The 18372-nt window shown below is 60.7% G+C and carries 17 protein-coding genes; 9 read left to right on the forward strand and 8 right to left on the reverse strand.

Annotated elements, in window-relative coordinates; all coding sequences use genetic code 11:
- Window positions 1–33: 33 nt before the first annotated feature.
- On the forward strand, window positions 34–912 hold the full coding sequence (locus BSK43_RS13280; RefSeq protein WP_077470636.1) for an NAD(P)H-binding protein: 879 nt from the start codon (window positions 34–36) through the stop codon (window positions 910–912).
- A 443-nt stretch (window positions 913–1355) separates the two neighbouring features.
- A complete protein-coding gene (locus BSK43_RS13285) occupies window positions 1356–2648 on the forward strand; it encodes an NCS2 family permease (RefSeq protein ID WP_077470637.1) in 1293 nt (430 codons plus the stop codon).
- A gap of 77 nt (window positions 2649–2725) precedes the next feature.
- Here the strand turns inward: BSK43_RS13285 and BSK43_RS13290 are convergent, their stop codons facing one another.
- The 4 genes from BSK43_RS13290 to puuE all read right to left on the reverse strand — a co-directional run bounded on the left by BSK43_RS13290 (window position 2726) and on the right by puuE (window position 5635).
- Window positions 2726–3088: a type II toxin-antitoxin system RelE/ParE family toxin gene (locus BSK43_RS13290; protein WP_077470638.1), complete on the reverse strand. Its 363-nt coding sequence runs from the start codon at window positions 3086–3088 to the stop codon at window positions 2726–2728.
- 1 nt (window position 3089) lies between these two features.
- Complete coding sequence (locus BSK43_RS13295) at window positions 3090–3341, reverse strand: transcriptional regulator (RefSeq protein WP_077470639.1); 252 nt, start codon at window positions 3339–3341, stop codon at window positions 3090–3092.
- 306 nt (window positions 3342–3647) lie between these two features.
- A complete protein-coding gene (locus BSK43_RS13300; RefSeq protein ID WP_077470640.1) occupies window positions 3648–4133 on the reverse strand; it encodes an ureidoglycolate lyase in 486 nt (161 codons plus the stop codon).
- A 44-nt stretch (window positions 4134–4177) separates the two neighbouring features.
- Window positions 4178–5635 carry an allantoinase PuuE gene (gene puuE, locus BSK43_RS13305; RefSeq protein WP_077470641.1) on the reverse strand — a complete coding sequence of 486 codons (1458 nt, stop codon included), beginning with the start codon at window positions 5633–5635 and terminating at the stop codon, window positions 4178–4180.
- A 159-nt stretch (window positions 5636–5794) separates the two neighbouring features.
- On the opposite strand from puuE, the gene uraH reads away from it, so the two are divergent.
- Genes uraH through xdhC form a run of 4 tightly spaced genes read left to right on the forward strand, consistent with a single transcriptional unit; the run spans window position 5795 to window position 10859 of the window.
- Window positions 5795–6160, forward strand: coding sequence for a hydroxyisourate hydrolase (uraH, locus tag BSK43_RS13310; RefSeq protein WP_077470642.1), 366 nt, complete (start codon window positions 5795–5797; stop codon window positions 6158–6160).
- Window positions 6161–6163: 3 nt separating this feature from the next.
- Window positions 6164–7648 (forward strand): xanthine dehydrogenase small subunit, encoded by a 1485-nt coding sequence (gene xdhA, locus BSK43_RS13315; RefSeq protein WP_077470643.1) that lies wholly within the window; start codon window positions 6164–6166, stop codon window positions 7646–7648.
- A 3-nt stretch (window positions 7649–7651) separates the two neighbouring features.
- The gene (gene xdhB, locus BSK43_RS13320; protein ID WP_077470644.1) at window positions 7652–10006 is read left to right on the forward strand and encodes a xanthine dehydrogenase molybdopterin binding subunit; all 2355 of its coding nucleotides are present in this window, start codon (window positions 7652–7654) and stop codon (window positions 10004–10006) included.
- Between the two features lie 4 nt (window positions 10007–10010).
- A complete protein-coding gene (xdhC, locus tag BSK43_RS13325; RefSeq protein ID WP_077470645.1) occupies window positions 10011–10859 on the forward strand; it encodes a xanthine dehydrogenase accessory protein XdhC in 849 nt (282 codons plus the stop codon).
- Here xdhC and BSK43_RS13330 read toward each other — a convergent pair.
- Entirely contained in the window at window positions 10849–11793 is a 945-nt protein-coding gene (locus tag BSK43_RS13330) for a LysR family transcriptional regulator (RefSeq protein WP_077470646.1), read from the reverse strand. The genes xdhC and BSK43_RS13330 overlap by 11 nt on opposite strands.
- 139 nt (window positions 11794–11932) lie before the next feature.
- Here BSK43_RS13330 and BSK43_RS13335 point away from each other — a divergent pair, with 139 nt between their 5' ends.
- The 3 genes from BSK43_RS13335 to BSK43_RS13345 all read left to right on the forward strand — a co-directional run bounded on the left by BSK43_RS13335 (window position 11933) and on the right by BSK43_RS13345 (window position 15098).
- On the forward strand, window positions 11933–13174 hold the full coding sequence (locus tag BSK43_RS13335; RefSeq protein WP_077470647.1) for a urate hydroxylase PuuD: 1242 nt from the start codon (window positions 11933–11935) through the stop codon (window positions 13172–13174).
- Complete coding sequence (gene guaD, locus BSK43_RS13340; protein WP_077470648.1) at window positions 13171–14514, forward strand: guanine deaminase; 1344 nt, start codon at window positions 13171–13173, stop codon at window positions 14512–14514. Before BSK43_RS13335 ends, guaD begins: the two co-directional genes overlap by 4 nt.
- Window positions 14515–14645: 131 nt before the next feature.
- Window positions 14646–15098, forward strand: a complete 453-nt coding sequence (locus tag BSK43_RS13345) for a GNAT family N-acetyltransferase (protein ID WP_077470696.1) — start codon at window positions 14646–14648, stop codon at window positions 15096–15098.
- Window positions 15099–15227: 129 nt separating this feature from the next.
- Here BSK43_RS13345 and BSK43_RS13350 read toward each other — a convergent pair whose 3' ends face one another.
- From BSK43_RS13350 to BSK43_RS13360, 3 genes are read right to left on the reverse strand one after another with little or no spacing between them, the layout of a single operon-like run.
- A complete protein-coding gene (locus tag BSK43_RS13350; RefSeq protein WP_077470649.1) occupies window positions 15228–16541 on the reverse strand; it encodes an LLM class flavin-dependent oxidoreductase in 1314 nt (437 codons plus the stop codon).
- Between the two features lie 17 nt (window positions 16542–16558).
- The gene (locus BSK43_RS13355) at window positions 16559–17563 is read right to left on the reverse strand and encodes an LLM class flavin-dependent oxidoreductase (protein WP_077470650.1); all 1005 of its coding nucleotides are present in this window, start codon (window positions 17561–17563) and stop codon (window positions 16559–16561) included.
- Between the two features lie 40 nt (window positions 17564–17603).
- A complete protein-coding gene (locus tag BSK43_RS13360; RefSeq protein ID WP_077470651.1) occupies window positions 17604–18233 on the reverse strand; it encodes a GNAT family N-acetyltransferase in 630 nt (209 codons plus the stop codon).
- Window positions 18234–18372: the final 139 nt, after the last annotated feature.

Below are 18372 nucleotides of genomic sequence, written 5' to 3' on the forward strand. Positions count from 1 at the left end.
AATGTCGCGGGGAGATGAACAGGAGAAGACACGATGCATGTCATTTTAGGCGCTAGCGGAAAAATTGGCCGCACGACGATTGCCGCTTTGCGCAAGGCGGGCGCTCCCGTCCGCGCGGTGTTGCGCGATCCCTCGCAGGCACCGGCGTTTTCAGAACTCGGTTGCGAGATCGCCATCGCTGACTTGAACGATCGTCAGGCGCTGGCCGCGGCGATGAGCGGCGCTCACTCCGTCCAGGTCATCTGCCCCGTCGATATTCGCGCCGACCATGCGCATTCGAGAATTCAGGGCCTGATCGATTCACTGGCCGAGGCTTTGGCATCGGCTAATCCTCAGACCATCCTTGCCATCTCCGATTACGGCGCGGAGCAGAGTTCCGGCACCGGCGTCACCTTGCTCTTCTACGCTCTGGAGGCGCGGCTGCGAAAGCTCGATTCCCGGCTGATTTTCCTGCGATCTGCCGAGCATATGGAGAATTGGGGGCGTTTGGCGAAGGTCGCTGCCGAGAGTGATCGATTGCCAAGCTTCTATCATCCGCTGACCAAGCTGCTCCCCACCGTCTCCGCCTTTGATGTGGGGGCTATTGCCGCCGAACTGCTGCTGGAAGACAAGAACACCAAACTGCGGATCGTCCATGCCGAAGGTCCACAGCGCTATACGCCAAATGACGTGGCGGCGGCGATAGGTTTTCTGACCGGCCGCGAGGTTGTCGCTCTACCAGTGCCTCAGACCGAATGGCAGGCTGCGTTGATGCGGGCCGGTCTTTCCGAAGGCTACGCGAAGTTACTGGTCGAGCTGTATGTCGCCCATAATGCCGGCCGAATAGATGCCGAACCTGGTGTGGGCGAGATCTGGCGTGGCAAGACTGAGTTGATTGATGCACTGCGGCCGCTTCTTGCCGCATCAAGCTGAGTCTGGGCTGGTCCCACCGCTCTCCTTCAGATCGATATCAACGGGTACGAGCGCGCCGCCTTACAGCGCGGTTGCGCCGTCGCCTGCGTAAAATCGATTGGCTTTATGGCACTGCACGCTGTAGTATGTGGCGGTTGCCATGTGTCTCCGATCGATGACGCCAGACCACTGCGGCTCGAACGGTTGGCGGCAGCCGGTATCAACCCGCTTATCCATCCGTGGATCACCCTGAAATGCGGGTCGCTTCGCGCGGACATAGTCTGAAAAACTAGAATGACTTTCGCAAATTGCAGGGAAATACGGCTCTAGCGCGCAGAGCCCCTAAAAGCGCACAATCCCCCTCGCTACGAAGCGTTTACAAGCGCTTGTCGCGCCGGCATCCGGAGGAGATGCCGGCTACCTTTATGACATGCACTGGCGTTGGGAACGCTTAGGGAGGAACTATGTTTGAACGATTTTTCAAATTGAGTGAACACGGCACGTCCGTGCGCACCGAGCTCATCGCAGGCGTGACGACGTTCTTGACGATGTCCTACATCATCTTCGTCAACCCGGACATCCTGTCGACCACCGGCATGGATCGCAACGCCGTTTTCGTCGCCACCTGTCTTGCTGCGGCCTTGGGCTCGTTCGTCATGGGAACCGTCGCCAACTGGCCGATCGGATTGGCGCCGGGCATGGGCCTCAATGCCTTCTTTGCCTTTACCGTCGTAGCCGCCCTCGGCTTTACATGGCAGCAGGCGCTTGGCGCAGTCTTCATTTCAGGCGGGATCTTCGTCCTGTTGACGGTGACCGGCGTGCGCAGCTGGCTCATAGCCGGCATCCCGCACTCGCTTAGAAGCGCGATCGCTACCGGTATCGGCCTGTTTCTGGCGATCATCGCTCTGAAGAGCGCTGGAATCGTCGTATCCAACAAGGCGACGCTTATCGGCCTTGGAGACCTGAAGCAGTCCGGCCCGCTTCTCGCAATCTTCGGCTTCTTTGTGATCGCCGTTCTTGATGCCCTGCGGGTGAAGGGTGCGATCCTGATCGGCATTCTTGCTGTCACTGTTCTCTCCTGGATCATCGGTGCCAGCCAGTTCCACGGCATTGTCTCGATGCCGCCTTCCATCATGCCGACCTTCATGCAGCTCGATATTGTCGGGGCACTTCATGGCGGCCTGATCCACATCATCCTCGTCTTCGTGCTCGTTGAAGTTTTCGATGCGACCGGAACGCTGATCGGCGTCGCCAAGCGCGCGAACCTTATCGGCGAGGGAAAGCCGAGCCGCTTGAGCCGGGCCCTGCTCGCCGACAGCGCGGCCATTGTTGCCGGCTCGCTGATGGGCACCAGCAGCACGACAGCCTTTGTCGAGAGCGCTTCGGGTGTTCAAGCGGGCGGTCGTACGGGCCTGACGGCGCTGACGATTGCCGTGCTCTTCATCGCAGCCCTGTTCTTTTCTCCACTCGCAGCCTCTGTTCCAGCCTATGCGACCGCTCCGGCTCTGCTCTACGTCGCTGGTCTGATGATGCGCGAGCTGACGGAGATTGAATGGGATGATCTGACCGAAGCGGCACCTGCAGCGCTCACTGCACTGGCCATGCCTTTCACCTACTCGATCGCCAATGGCCTCGCCTTCGGTTTCATCAGCTACGTCGTCCTCAAGGTGTTCACCGGCCGATGGAAGACGCTTCATCTGGCGACGCAGATTGTTGCAGCCCTGTTCATCGTGCGCTTTGCCTTCTTCGCAGATTAACGCGAGCATGTTTCAACGAGCCGGGGCATCCTGTGGATGCCCCGGCTCGTTTGGGTTTTGCCTTGGAGCAGCCGGCTCTACGTCTTGAAAGGTTGCGCTTTCTCAGAAAGCGCTGCGAGGTCTTCAGCAAGACGCACGGGCAAGTCCATGCGTTCATGCAAAATGCTCATGACACCGAGATCGCCGTTATCGAGTTCGCGGAAGAAGACGTAGTGATGTCCGTAGCGACTGAAATACGCCTCGCGTTGGACATCGGCAGGAACCGCCAGCTTCTGCGGAAGCTGGCGCCAAAGCGCCTTAGTTTCACAAAGACGCGTCAAATGTCCATGAAGTCCGGTGATGTAGGTGACCGCCTGCGGCTCGCCCCATCTCTCAACCGTGTCGCGCCAAATCTTGTCCTGCGCCGCGTCCGCGCGAGGGTAAAACCGATATGCCGCCATGTCAGCGACGCTGGTTGCGGCGGATGACGTCCTCGGCTGTGACAGTGACAAATTCACCGTCATCCGCGCGCATGGCGGGAGCCAGTTCCTTTGCCAAGGCCTCCCACGCCTCGTCCCGTGTCTGCAAGTCGCGACGAATCAACGCCCGAATATACTCACTGGCATTTTCATAAAGGCCGTCTTCGCCAATCTGCTGCTGAACATGAGCCTGTAGCAGGCCGCCGACCTTCACATGAATGCTTCCCGATGCCATTGGCATACCCTTTCGTTCTGCCCAATTGTGGGTAGCGTAGCACATATTGTCAATATTCATCACAGCACATCAGTTGAATGACCTGATCAGGCCGCGCCAACGGGCGCAACGGCTTCTGCGCGGGATAGCTTCGATTGTCGCTACTGTCCCAGCAAAGTACCTCCTCGAAGAGGCGGGCGGGTGCGGCTAAATAATTCGAGTTGGTTCGCTCCCGAATTGCCGATCCAGGAGAATCTGCACAAACTCACAAGGAGGGCGCCGCGGTTGCGGCACCCTCCTTTATCGTCTCATCTGATCTCGCTCCGATCAGCGGATCAGGAACGGCTGCTCAAAGAAATGCTCTTCCAGATTGACGCCTTCGCCGCCGCGGTCGACGACGGCAAAGTCGGAGATGCCGTCGAGCGGCGTCAGGATGCCGTGCCAGACATTGCGCCCGATGTTGACGCCCTGTCCGGGCTTCGTGCGGAAGGCCAGCGGTTCGCTCGGCCCATTTGCCGTTTCCCGTGCCACGACGATCAGGAACGGATGATCCGACAGGGGAATGAAGGCCTGGCTGCCGAGAGGGTGCCGCTCGACCATCTTTAGCTCCAGCGGCAAGCTGTAAGGCTCGCCGCGCAGCAGGCTGATCATCGCGCGTGCCTTTTCACCGGTCGTCTCGATCTTGGCGAGGTCATGGTATCGCACGCATTTGCCGGCGTTGATGGGGTAGTTATAGGCACCTTCCGTCTCGATCACCTCGCCGAAGGGGAAGAAGGCGACGCTCGTCAACGGCTGTATCTCGATCACTTTCATTCACGCTCTCCTCGTTTCTGATCTTGCGGTATAGAGCCCGGCCCTCACGCGGCGGTCCGTTGGTTGGAGCGAGGCAGGCCCTGCCCGTCTCCAAACATGGCGGCGAGCCGAAGAAACGCGATCCGCTCCACCTGGCGGCAGGCAGTGGTGAATTCGGTGCCACGGTCATTCTCGAGCCGGGTCTCGAACGAGGCCAGAATCCCGGATTTTGAATGGTCGCGTACGGCGATGATGAACGGGAACCCGAATTTTGCGACGTAGCGGTCGTTGAGATCGGTGAAACGTGTGTGCTCCTCGACCGTCAGTGCGTCGAGGCCAGCGGAGGCCTGTTCCTCCGTCGAGCTCGCGGTCAGGCGCTTGGCCTGCGCCAGCTTGCCGGCAAGATCGGGGTGAGCGGTGAGTACGCCAAGCCGCTCCTCTTCGCTTGCCGCGCGAAACTCGAAGGCGAGCGCGGCGTGGAGGCCGATTGCGGTATCATTCGCCGGCGAAAGTTCGCCGCTAAAGGCCCGACGCGCGATCCAGGGCGAATGTTCGAAGATGCCGCCGAAGCGCTCGACGAAGTCACCCTCCGCCATCTGCGACGGCCGTTCCGTGGCCGGCTTCGGCGGATGGGCCTTTGCCCAATGCTCGGCGATGTCGACGCGGCGGGCGATCCAGACCTTCTCGTGGCTCTGAACGTAGTCGATGAAGCGAGCAAGCGCCATGACGCGGCCGGGCCTGCCGATCAGCCGGCAATGCAGGCCGATGCTCATCATCTTCGGGTGGCCGGCAGCACCTTCCGCATAGAGCGCGTCGAAGGAATCCTTCAGGTAGCTGAAGAACTGGTCACCGCTGTTGAAGCCCTGCGGTGTCGCAAAGCGCATGTCGTTGGTATCGAGCGTATAGGGAATGATGAGCTGATGGCGATCGCCATGCTCATACCAATAGGGAAGATCGTCGGCATAGGTGTCGGAGATATAGTCGAAGCCGCCGGCCTCCGTCACCAGATCGACTGTGTTGACCGAACAGCGGCCGGTATACCATCCGCGCGGAGGCTCACCGGTGACGAGCGTGTGCAGGCGAATGGCCTCGGCGATTGCCGCGCGTTCCTCGTCCGGCCCCATATCCTTGTGCTCGACCCATTTGAGGCCATGCGAGGCAATTTCCCAGCCGGCTTTCAGCATGGCGTCGACTTGAGCTGGGGAACGCTTCAGCGCGGTTGCGACGCCGTAGACCGTAACAGGCAGCTTCCTCTCCGTGAAAAGCCGGTGGAGGCGCCAGAAGCCGGCGCGAGCGCCATATTCGTAGATCGATTCCATGTTCCAGTGGCGCTGACCTGGCCATTGGGAGGCACCCACGATTTCCGAAAGAAAGGCTTCGGATGCGGCATCGCCATGCAGCACGCAGTTCTCGCCGCCCTCCTCGTAATTCAGGACGAATTGTACGGCGATGCGTGCATCGTCCGGCCACTGAGCCGCCGGTGGCGTCTGGCCATATCCGTGCATGTCACGGCAATATCGCATGAAACACTCCTCCAAATGTTGTCGATGGCAAATTTCTAACCGCAAATCGCGCGCGCTATTCCCCTTGTAAAATTTGAAAGTCTCGAACGATCCCAGCGCTTTTCAGGGGAATGAGCTTGCCGGATAGTGGAGACAGGAGCACTCGGTTCGGGAGAAAACATGCAGCCTCATTCGCAAGGAGCCGGTCGGCTCACGACCCATGTGCTGGATACGGCGCTCGGCAGGCCCGCCCGGGGTCTGCGCATCGATCTCTACCGGATCGAAGGTGACACGCATCACCATCTCCAGAGCACTGAGACCAATAGCGACGGCCGTTGTGACGCGCCGCTGCTATCGGGGGAAACCATGAAGATCGGCGTATACGAGCTTCGCTTCCATGCTGGCGACTATCTCGGCCGTACATCCGAGGGCCCGAAGTTCCTGGACATCATCCCGATCCGCTTCGGCCTTGCGGATGAGAGCTCGCACTACCATGTGCCGCTGCTCGTCTCGCCCTTCAGCTATTCCACCTACCGTGGGAGCTAGACCATGACGACCCCGGCAATTCGCTCCGAACTGCGTTTCATCCTCAACGGTCAGGATATTTCCTTGAAAGACGTTGGGCCGAGCCAGACGCTGCTTGACTGGCTGCGCCTTTCCCGTTCGCTCAAGGGCACCAAGGAAGGCTGTGCCGAGGGCGACTGCGGCGCCTGCACCGTGCTTGTGGGACGGCTCACACCCGAGGGCGGCCTCGTCTATGAGGGGGTCAATGCCTGCATACGCTTCCTCGGGTCGCTCGACGGCTGCCATGTCGTGACGATCGAACATGTCGCGGGCCGCGACGGAAACCTGCACCCGGTTCAGCAGGCCATGATCGACTGTCATGGCTCGCAATGCGGTTTCTGCACGCCGGGCTTCGTCATGTCGCTCTATGGGCTCTGGATGCAGACGGCGAACCCGACGGATCAGCAGATCGAAACCGCACTTCAGGGCAATTTGTGTCGCTGCACCGGCTATGAGCCGATCCTGCGCGCCGCACGCGCCATCTCCAGCTACGGCGGGACAAAAAAAGATCCTCTGTTCATCGAGCGCGAAACGATGATCGCGCGCCTGCAGGGCTTACACGATGGCGCCCGCGTCGAGATCGGCGAGGGTCGCAACCGGCTGGTCGTGCCGGCGGCTCTCGATGATTTTGCCTCTATTCTAGAGGTGACGCCAACCGCAACCGTGGTCGCGGGCTCCACCGACGTCGGCCTCTGGGTCACCAAGCACATGCGCGATATCTCACCTGCGGTCTTCATTGCCGGGCTCCAGGAGTTGAAGTCCATCGCCGTGAAAGATGGCATCATCTCCATCGGTGCCGGCGTCACCTATTCGGAAGCGATTGTAACGATTTCGCAGCACGTCCCGGCGCTTGGCGCACTGATTACCCGTATCGGCGGCCAGCAGGTGCGCAATATGGGAACGATCGGCGGCAACATTGCCAACGGCTCACCGATCGGCGACACACCGCCGCCGCTGATCGCGCTCGGAGCATCGCTGACCCTGCGCAAGGGTGCCGTCAGGCGCACCGTCGCGCTCGAGGATTATTTCATTGCCTATGGCAAGCAGGATCGCCAGCCCGGCGAATTCGTGGAAGCCGTGCATGTGCCTATTCCTGCCGCCAAGGAAAAATTTGCCATCTACAAGGTGACCAAGCGCCGCGACGAGGACATTACGGCAACGCTTGGCGCTTTCCGCCTGATGCTTGCCGGCGACGGCACGGTCGAAGATATCCGGATTGCTTATGGCGGCATGGCGGCGACCCCGAAACGTGCCTTTGCGGTGGAAAAGGCATTGCTTGGCAAGCCCTGGAGCGAAGCCACGGTGGAAGATGCCATGGAACAATACGCCGAGGATTACACGCCGCTCAGCGACATGCGGGCAACCGCGGAATACCGCGCGCTTGCGGCAAAAAACCTTCTTCTCCGGTTCTACCTGGAAACGACGTCAAGTGCGACGCCGGCCCAGGTTTCCAGATACGAGGCTGCATAGGCCATGAACAAGCACACGTCCGACCTCAAGGCAGAAACCATCGTTGGCGGCGTCCATACCAGCCCGCGCCATGATTCCGCGCACAAGCACGTAGCGGGTACGGCAGTCTATATCGACGATATTCCAGAGCCCGCCGGCACGCTGCATGCAGGCCTCGGCCTGTCGAGCGTCGCGCACGGCATTCTGAAATCGGTCGATCTTTCCGCCGTGCGCGTTGCTCCCGGCGTCGTCACCGTGCTGACCCACGAGGATGTGCCCGGGGTTAACGATATCTCGCCCTCCAACATGCATGACGATCCGGTACTTGCGGCCGGGAAGGTCGAGTTTCATGGCCAGCCGATCTTCTGCGTCATTGCCGAGACACGCGAACAGGCCCGCCGCGCGGCCCGGTTGGCGAAGATCGAATATGCGGAACTGCCTGCTGATATCGACATCTGGGATCTCGATGTCTCGACCCATCGGCAGGTCGTCACGCCGCTGACGTTGAAAAGAGGGGATGCTGCAGCCGAGCTTGAGCTCGCGCCGCGTCGCGTCAAGGGCCGCATGCGGCTTGGCGGCCAGGATCATTTCTATCTCGAAGGGCAGGTCTCGCTTGCTGTGCCCGGCGAGGACGACGAGGTCATCGTCTACTGCTCGACCCAAGGGCCGAGCGAGACGCAGCATATGGTCGCCCATGCGCTCGGCGTGCCGAGCAATGCTGTCACGATCGAGATACGCCGCATGGGCGGCGGCTTTGGCGGCAAGGAAACCCAGGCGAACCAATGTGCCGCGATCGCTGCTATCGCCGCCAAGAAGCTGAACTGCGCCGTCAAGGTGCGGCTCGACCGCGATGAGGACATGACGGCCACCGGCAAGCGCCACGACTTCGCCATCGACTACGATGTCGGCTTCGATGACGAGGGCCGGATCCTTGCCATCGACTACACCTTCGCGCTTCGGGCCGGCTTTTCGGCCGACCTTTCCGGCCCTGTCGGCGACCGCGCGCTGTTCCATTGCGACAATGCGTATTTTTTCCCGCATGTTCACGCGAAATCGGCCCCGCTCTATACCAATACCGTCTCCAACACGGCCTTTCGCGGCTTCGGCGGCCCGCAGGGCATGGTGGGTGCCGAGCGCGTCATCGACGAGGTGGCCTTCGCTGTCGGCAAGGATCCACTCGATATCCGCAAGCTGAATTTCTATGACGCGATGGGCGTCCAGGGCGAACGTAACCTCACCCCCTATCACCAGAAGGTCGAGGACTGCATCATCCAGCGCATCGTCGCTGAGCTGGAGGAGAGCGCCGACTACGCCGGCCGCCGCAAGGAAATCGCCGAATTCAATGCCAGGAGTCGTATCGTCAAGCGTGGCCTTGCGCTGACGCCGGTGAAATTCGGCATTTCCTTCACCAAGACCGAGTCGAACCAGGCCGGCGCTCTCGTGCATGTCTATAGTGACGGCTCCGTGCACATGAACCATGGCGGCACCGAGATGGGGCAAGGCCTGCATCTGAAGGTCGCTCAGGTGGTGGCGGAGGAATTCCAGATCGATCTCGATCGGGTGAAGATCACCGCCACGACGACGGCCAAGGTGCCGAACACCTCGCCCACGGCTGCTTCGTCCGGTGCGGACCTCAACGGCATGGCGGCGCAGAACGCCGCGCGCCAGATCAAGGAGCGGTTGATCGCGTTTGCTGCCGAGAGCCATCATGTCTCGCGCGACCAGGTTATTTTCCTGCCCAACCGGGTGCGGATCGGCGATGTCGAGATGCCCTTCGACGATCTCGTTAAGAAGGCCTATATGTCGCGCGTGCAGCTTTCGGCGGCGGGTTTCTACAAGACGCCGAAAATCCACTGGGACCGCTCTAAGGGCCGCGGCCACGCCTTCTATTACTATGCCTATGGCGCCGCATGCTCGGAGGTCTCCATCGATACGCTGACCGGGGAGTATGTGGTCGAGCGTACGGATATCCTGCACGATACCGGCCGCTCCCTGAACAAGGCGATCGATATCGGACAGATCGAGGGCGGCTTCATCCAGGGCATGGGTTGGTTGACGACAGAGGAACTGTTCTGGGACAATAAGGGGAGGCTGCGCACTCACGCGCCCTCGACCTACAAAATCCCGCTTGCATCCGACCGGCCGAAGATTTTCAATGTAGCGCTGACGGATTGGTCGGAAGCCTATGAGCCGACGATCCATCGCTCGAAGGCGGTCGGCGAGCCACCCTTGCCGCTCGGCCTTGCGGTATTGCATGCCCTTTCGGATGCAGTGGCAAGCGTCGCTGACCACAAGATCTGTCCACGGCTCGATGCGCCGGCAACACCCGAGCGGGTGCTGATGGCGATCGAACGGTTGAAAGCAGCGAAAGAAAGGTGAGGCTATGCTGGCCGCGCGTGAAGACATTCGGGATTTCCTGCGCCGCGAGCCGGTGTCGGTCCTGGTCGAGGTGACCGGCGCTGCCGGCTCCACGCCGCGCGACACGGATGCCTGGATGCTGGTGTCTGAACGGGCGAGCTTTGCGACGATCGGTGGCGGGCAGCTCGAATATATGGCGATTGACCAGGCGCGGCGCGCATTGCGTTCCGGCCTTGCGGCGGAACCGATGAACGTGCCGCTCGGCCCGGAGATCGGTCAGTGCTGTGGCGGCCGGGTCGGCCTCGCCTTCACGGCGCTGAGTCCAGTCGTGGCGCGCCGCCTCATCACGCGCAGCGACCGTGAAATGGCTGCGCGGCCGCATGTCTATGTATTCGGCGCGGGCCATGTCGGCGACGCGCTCGCCATGGCGCTCTCCCTTGCCCCTCTCCGCGTCGTGCTGGTGGATACGCGCGAAGACGAACTGACCGCCTGCACCGTGCCGCGCATCGAGACCTGCCTGACGGCCATGCCGGAAGCGGTGGTGCGGGACGCGCCGGCCGGCAGCAGCTTCGTGATCCTCACCCACGATCACGCACTCGATTTCCTCATTGCCGCGGAAGCGTTGAGGCACCGGGATGCCGCCTATGTCGGCATGATCGGCTCCAAGACGAAGCGCGCCACCTTCCGCAACTGGCTGTCGCGCGAAGTCGGCCAACCCGATCTTTTCGATCATCTCGTCTGCCCGATCGGTGGGACCGCGGTGAAGGACAAACGTCCGGCTGTTATCGCCACGCTCGCCGCCGCCGAAATCATGACGGCTGCCCTGAGCTGGGTGGCAAATCGGACGAAGTCTGTCGCGGAAATCAGTCGGTAGCGGCCGCCGTAGCGGGTTCGTCCTGCAGCAGCTTGCCGATGAGCCGCTGACAGCGCTCCGCCATGAAATCGATCATTAGCCGCACCTTCGGGTCCTGAAAACGCTTGTGCGGATAGATCGCGGCGAGCTGCACCGGGGCCGGTGGGCTGTCCTTCAGGATCTCGATCAACCGCCCTTCCCTAAGATAGGCCTTCACCTCGAACAGCGGCTTGTTGATGATGCCACGGCCTTCCAGCGCCCATTGCGTGAGCACGTCGCCGTCGTCGCTGTCATAGGGGCCGGCGACCTCGAATTTGCGTGGCCCTTCCGCCGTTACCAGCGTCCAGAAATACTCCTTCGATCCGGGGTAGCGCAGTAGAAGACATTCATGCTTGTCGGCAATCAATGCGTCTGCATTGGCGGGCATGCCGCGGCGCGCAAGGTAATCCGGCGAGGCGCAAAGCACGCGTTCGCAATTGAGGATGCCGCGCATGCGCAGGTTCGAATCCTCCAGCACGCCGAGCTTGAAGGCGACATCGACGCCTTCGGCGAGGATATCGACATTGTGATCCGACAAGCGGACGCGCACTTCGATATCCGGATACTTGTCGTGGAATTCCGGAATACCCGAGGCGATCAGCCGGCGGCCGATGCCGAGCGGCGCGGTGATCCTGAGCGAGCCTTTCGGGTTGCGCGAGAGGTCGGCAATCGCCCCCTCCGCCTCGTTCACGGCCTCGATGATCTTCACCGCCCCGTCGTAGAAGACGCGGCCATGTTCCGTCGGCGACAGTTTGCGCGTCGTGCGGTTGAAGAGGCGCACACCGAGATGGCGCTCGAGCTCCTTGATGCGATTGCTCGCAACCGCGGGCGTGACGCGTTGATCCCGCCCCGCCGCCGAAAGGGTTCCGAGTTCGACCACGCGAACGAAGACACGCACATTATCAAGATAAGACATTGCTCCTTCTACCACATTAGCGTGCGGAACAAGCAGGGGTCATCTTATAGATTTTTTTGAAAGTGTTGCGGATTAAGCGGGATTTTCGCGAAAATCGAGAGATGGCAAACAGTCCCGTGAAGATCGGGAGGACTTTCCCTTGTACGAATACGCTATTGCCTGGGACTGGATAACATTTGCCGTCCGCTGGTTGCACGTCATCACCGCCATCGCCTGGATCGGCTCGTCATTCTATTTCGTGGCGCTCGACCTGGGCCTGAAGAAGCACGCCTCGTTGCCCCCAGGGGCTTACGGCGAAGAGTGGCAGGTTCACGGCGGGGGCTTCTACCATATCCAGAAATATCTGGTGGCACCTGCCAACATGCCGGACCACCTCGTCTGGTTCAAATGGGAGAGCTACGTCACGTGGCTTTCCGGCTTCGGCATGCTCTGTCTCGTCTATTACGCCGGCGCCGACCTCTACATGATCGACCCGGCCGTGCTCGACGTGTCGAAGCCCGTGGCGATCGCCATTTCGCTGGGCACGATCGCCGGCGGCTGGATCATGTACGATCTCATCTGCAAGTCGCCCTTCGGCAATGACAATACGCGGCTGATGGTGGCGCTGTATTTTATTCTGGTGGCAGTCGCCTGGGGCTATACGCACCTGTTTACCGGCCGCGCCGCCTTTCTGCATCTCGGCGCCTTCACCGCGACGATCATGTCGGCGAATGTGTTCTTCATCATCATCCCGAACCAGAAGATCGTTGTTGCCGATCTTCTGGCGGGCCGCACACCCGACGCAAAATACGGCAGGATTGCCAAGCAGCGCTCGACGCACAACAATTACCTGACGTTGCCCGTGCTGTTCCTGATGCTGTCGAACCATTATCCGCTGGCTTTCGGCACGCAGTTCAACTGGATCATCGCTTCGCTGGTTTTCCTGATGGGTGTTACGATCCGCCATTGGTTCAACACCCGCCACGCCGATGCCGGCAAGCCGACCTGGACCTGGCTGGTCACAGTCATCCTCTTCATCATCATCATGTGGCTTTCCACGGTGCCGAAGCTGCTGACCGGCGAAGCCGCCAACCCGAAGATCTCCGCTCTGCAGCAGCCGTTCATCACGGCGCAGGCCTTCCCGAAGGTCCGCGATACCGTGATGGGGCGTTGTTCCATGTGTCATGCCAAGGAACCGAGTTGGGAGGGTATTGTCGCTCCTCCCAAGGGTGTGGTGTTCGAAACGGACCGCGATATTGCCGCCCATGCCCGCGAGATCTACCTGCAGGCCGGCCGCAGCCATGCCATGCCGCCGGCCAACGCCTCACACATCACAGACGAGGAGCGCCGACTGCTCGTCTCCTGGTACGAAAGCACCATCAACGGGGAGAAGACCCAATGAACGAAATCCTGATCCGCGGCCGTGTGCTGACCTTCCTCGCCGAGCCGCAAGGCATCGATGATGCCGCCTCCTATCGCTATCTCGAGGACGGTGCGGTTTTCGTGCGCAATGGCAAGGTCGTAGAAATCGGATCCTACGGCGATATGAGCAAACTGGCCGGCGCCAATGTCGAGGTTGCCGACCATCGCCCAAACCTCATTCTGCCCGGGTTTATCGACACGCATCTGCATTTCCCGCAGACGCAGGCGATCGCTTCCTACGGCGCGCAGCTGCTTGAATGGCTGAACACCTATATTTTCGTCGAGGAGCAGAAATTTGCCCGCGCCGCCCATGCGGCTGAGGTGGCGGACCGCTTCATGGACGAACTGATTTCGAACGGCACGACGACGGCCGTTGCCTATTGCTCGGTACATCCGGAAAGCGTCGATGCCTATTTCACCGCGGCCGAAGCGCGCGGCATGTGCATGATCGGCGGCAAGGTTATGATGGACCGTAACGCGCCGGACGCTTTGCGCGACACTCCGCAGCAGGGCTACGACGAGACCAAGCGGCTGATCGAGAAGTGGCATGGCCGCGGTCGCGCGCATTATGCCATCAGCCCGCGCTTTGCCATCACCTCGACGCCCGAGCAGATGGAGATGAGCCGGGCGCTCGTTGCCGAACATCCGACCTGCTATGTCCAGACGCATCTTTCCGAAAATCGCGACGAGGTGATCTTTGCCACCTCGCTTTATCCGGAAGCCAAGGACTACACGGATATTTATGCTCGCTACGACCTGCTCAACGAGCGCATGTTGCTCGGTCATTCCATTCATCTGAGCGATCGCGAAGTCGCTGTCTTTGCCGAAACCGGCGCTGTCGGCGTTTTCTGCCCGACGTCGAACCTTTTCCTCGGCTCAGGCCTGTTCGACGCTGCACGGTTCGACAAGTTCGGGGCGCGCTGGTCCGTCGCAACCGATGTCGGCGGCGGCACGAGCTTCTCCATGCTTGAGACCATGGACGAGGCTTACAAGGTACTCCATCTGCAGGGCCAGCGGTTGACACCGTTCAATTCGTTCTATCGCATGACCCTCGGCAATGCCCAGGCGCTTGGGCTGGAGCGGCAGATCGGTTCGCTGAAAGCGGGTGCAGATGCCGACATCGTCGTGCTCGATTCCAGCGCCAAGTCAGCGATGGAATTCCGCATGCGAACGACAACGTCGCTCGCCGAAGAACTCTTCATCCTGCAGACCATGGGCGACGACCGCTGCGTGGCCGAGGTCTATGTCGCCGGCAAGGCAATGAAGGCAAAACACAAGAAGCGTGAGGCTGCAGCGCACCGGCCGCTGGAAATCGCCTGATCATTTGACGCGATCCCGATGATCCGGCAGGTCATCGGGATCGCGTCAATTGCGCTCAGTTGGTTTGATCGGCAAGCGCGGCTAGAATGCGGCTCAGTTTGTGGACCGATGGTCAAGGAGCCGAAATCGACATGGTGGAATTCCGACGGGCAGAGCACGCCGACCTTGAGGCCATCGTCACACTGCTCGCACAGGATGATCTTGGAGCCGGGCGTGAGGATGCTAGCCTGCCGATTGCCGAACCCTATGAGAGAGCCTTTGCGGCGATCGATGCGGATCCGAACCAGTTCCTGGCTGTTGTGACGGATGGCGGCACTATCATCGGCACATTGCAGGTCACCATCATCCCGAATATCTCAAGAATGGGTGCCTTGCGCGGGCAGATCGAGGGCGTAAGGGTTGCCGCCACGCACCAGGGCCAGGGGATCGGCAAGCAGGCCTTTGAATGGGCATTTGAATATTGCCGTTCCAGGGGCTGCGTCTTGGTGCAATTGACGACAGACAAGACACGCCCTGCTGCGCATCAATTCTACGAAAAGCTCGGCTTTGTCGCGACGCATGTCGGCTTCAAGAAGGTGCTGTAGTTGTCGTTTTATAAAGGGCGCAGGCAAAGTTGGGTCTTTGCAGTGCACCGTTCCCCAATATGACGAGATCGCTCGCGCCTCGAAAGCGCGAGCCACTGTTTTGATAACTGCTTATAACGATCTTTGCCTTCAGACCGCTGCCGCCAGATCGCGTGTGAGCACGCGCTCCGACAGATCGGGCAGGCCAAGGTTGGACCGCAATGTCCCCCCGCTATAGTCGGTGCGATAGACACCGCGTTCCTGCAGGAGCGGTACGACTTTCTGAACGAATTCATCGAAACCGCCCGGCGTCAGATGCGGTGCAAACACGAACCCGTCGGCGGCGTCTGCCTGCACATAGCGGTTGATTTCATTGGCGATATTATCGGGCGTTCCAATGAAATGCTGCCGTGCCGTGACACGAATGGTCAGCTCGCGAATGCTGAGACGATCCCGCTCGGCAAGTTCGCGCCAGAGGCGCGCCGTCTCCAACCTGCTCTTGCTGTCCTGATTGTTGGCGCGGCCTTGAGCCAGCCGCTCCTCGGAGACATCCGGTTCGATGTCCGGCAAAGGCCCATCAGCATCATAGTTAGACAGATCCCGGTTCCAGACCTGTTCCAGAAACACGATGGCATTGCGTGGGCTGACCTGTTGCAGGCGGATCGCCTTCAGCTTTTCCTGTGCGTCTTCCTCGGTATCGCCGATGATGAAATTGGCGCCGGGGAGGATTTTCAGGGCATCCGGGCTGCGGCCATATTTGGCGAGACGCTTTTTCACATCCGCATAGAAAGCCTGCCCAGCCTCGATCGAACCGTGTCGGGAATAGATGAGGTCGGCATGACTTGCAGCCAGCTCCCTACCCTCATCGGAATCGCCCGCCTGCGCAATGATCGGGGCGCCTTGTGGCAAAAGCGCGAGCGCAGAGTGCCCGGCAATGTCGAAGTGTCTGGAGTTGAACGAAAACTCGCCGCCGGCCCATATTTTCTGAGCAGCATCGATAAAGGCTCGCGCCCGTTCATAGCGCTCGGCATGGGGTAGATGATCCCCGCGCCGGAAGTTTGCGCCGGTGAAGGCGCCCGGAGAGGTCACGACGTTCCAGCCGGAACGGCCGCCGGATAGTATATCCAATGTCGCCAGCTGCCGGGCGAGCGGATAAGGTTCGTTGAAGGTGGTCGTCAGCGTGCCGATCACGCCGACATGCTCGGTAATCGAGGCAATCGCCGTCAGGATCGCGAGTGTATTCGGTCGGCCGGCCACATCCAGCTCATGGAAGCGGCCCTTTTGCTCGCGGATGCGCAAACCCTCGGCCAGAAAGATGAAATCGAATTTGCCGCGCTCCACCGTCTCGGCAAAATGCCGGAACGATGAGAATTCGATCTGGCTTCCTGCCGCCGGGTCGCTCCAGACGGTGAAGTTGTTGACACCTGGAAACTGAGCGCCGAGAATTACCTGCTTTTTGGTCATGATCGTTCCTCTAGGGCTCACGCGGCTGGGGCATATCTGTTGCCTGCAACCGGCAGGCCGAAACGGCTTCGCAGCGTGCCGCCGGCAACGTCGCGGATGAGAGACGCGGCTCTGAGAGCGGGAAGAAGCTCGCCCACGACGCGCTCCAATTGCTCCTTGGGATCGCTTAGGATCAGGCGGATACCGTGCACGCCCGATGCTGCAATGCCTTCGACCTGCGCGACGGTTTCAGCCAGCGGCTTTTTCTCCGCATCAATCCGGATATCGGCGATGAAGGCCTGTGCTTCGAGTGTGGCCGTATCGCGAATAGTCCCGATCGCGCCAGCAATATCGGCGGTATCCAAATTGAGGAAGGCGACATCGGCGGCGGCGGCGACTGAAGGTTCGTCGTCCTTGTGGTAGCTAACGGCAATCACCGGCTTTCCCTGCGGCGGCCGCGGCGTGATCGATGGGCCGAGAACCCGGAATCCCGCGCCTTCGAAATCGATGTAATGCAGCTTGGAGCCATCCAGAAAGCGATGGCTCTCCTTGTCGCGGATCACGGTGCCATCCTCCCAACTGTCCCACAGACGCTCGATGACCTCGATGGCATCGCGTCCATCCTGCTGGAGCGCCGCAGTATCGGTGCCCGGAAAGCCATTGAGTGCGCCGATCGATTGCTTGGCCTTCGCGGCGCGGCCGTCACGATATTGCTGCACCAACAGCCCTGCCTTGCCTTCGCTGACGAAGTCCAGCGTCGCAACTGCGGTCGAGATATGGAACGGCTCGAGGAAATTGACGGGAGCCCCGCCGATGATGCCGATGTTGCGGCTGCGCGGCGCCAACCAATTGGCAAGCAGGATCGCATCGAGCCCGTCGCCATCAGAGCTGGCAAAACCATCTTCCAGCGTTACAAATTCTGCATGATCGTCGATGCGCCTGATGAGGGCCGCCCAGAACTCGCGCCGGGCGTTGCTGCTGTCGGCGGTGCGGGTGGCTGCATCGAGCCCGATGCCGACCTGAAGTCCGTTTGGATGTGTCATATGAAAATCCTGTCTTATCGTCGGTAAGGGGTCGCGAGCTTCAGGCGGCGGAAGAGGTCTGTCGTGCTTCCAGGCGCGCGGCGATCTTCTGCTCCTGCCCGGCTTTCAGCGCCGTCACACGTGCAGTTGCCTCCTCGAAGGAAGCTGCGGGTGGATAGATCGGGGTCGATCCGGTCTGGCCGGCCTTCTCGCCGATATGTTTTTCGAAAGGCAGCGACCGATAGAAAGTGGGGTCCGCCGTCGTGTCGAAAAGCGGGCGATATCCGAGCGATATATAAAGAGCCACCGCTTCCGGTTGGCGAAAGCCTGTCGAAAGATAGGTGCGCGTGTAGCCGAGCTGTGCCGCACTGTCTTCAAGGGCAAGGACGATCTGGCGGGCCAGCCCCTGGCGCCGCAGGTGCGGGTCCGTCCAGATGCGCTTCAGCTCCGCGGTTTCGTCGTCGTGGCTCATGAATGCCCCGCCTGCTATGGTCAGGCCATCGCGCTGCAGCAGGAGGAAGTCACCAAGCGGCGGGGAAAACAGCGCCATGGGATAGCGCATGATCTCGGTGCGCGCGCCGCCAGGGCGGCTGGCCGCGCCGTATCTCGCGTCATATTCGCTGACAAGCCCATCGATCAGCGGCTGGGCCGCCGGATCCAGCAGGGAGGATCGGACAATAATATCAGTCATGGATACGCCTCCAATAGAAGTTTGAAGGCTGTCCGGTGTGGCCTGTCGTCGGGTTTCCCCGAATGCGATGGTCTTCAAATTCCCGCTCAGCGCTTCGCACCCTCAGGATGCATGATCGCCACAGGGCTTCGCACGGCAT

The sequence above is a fragment of the Rhizobium sp. P44RR-XXIV genome (assembly GCF_001999485.2).
GTDB lineage: Bacteria > Pseudomonadota > Alphaproteobacteria > Rhizobiales > Rhizobiaceae > Rhizobium.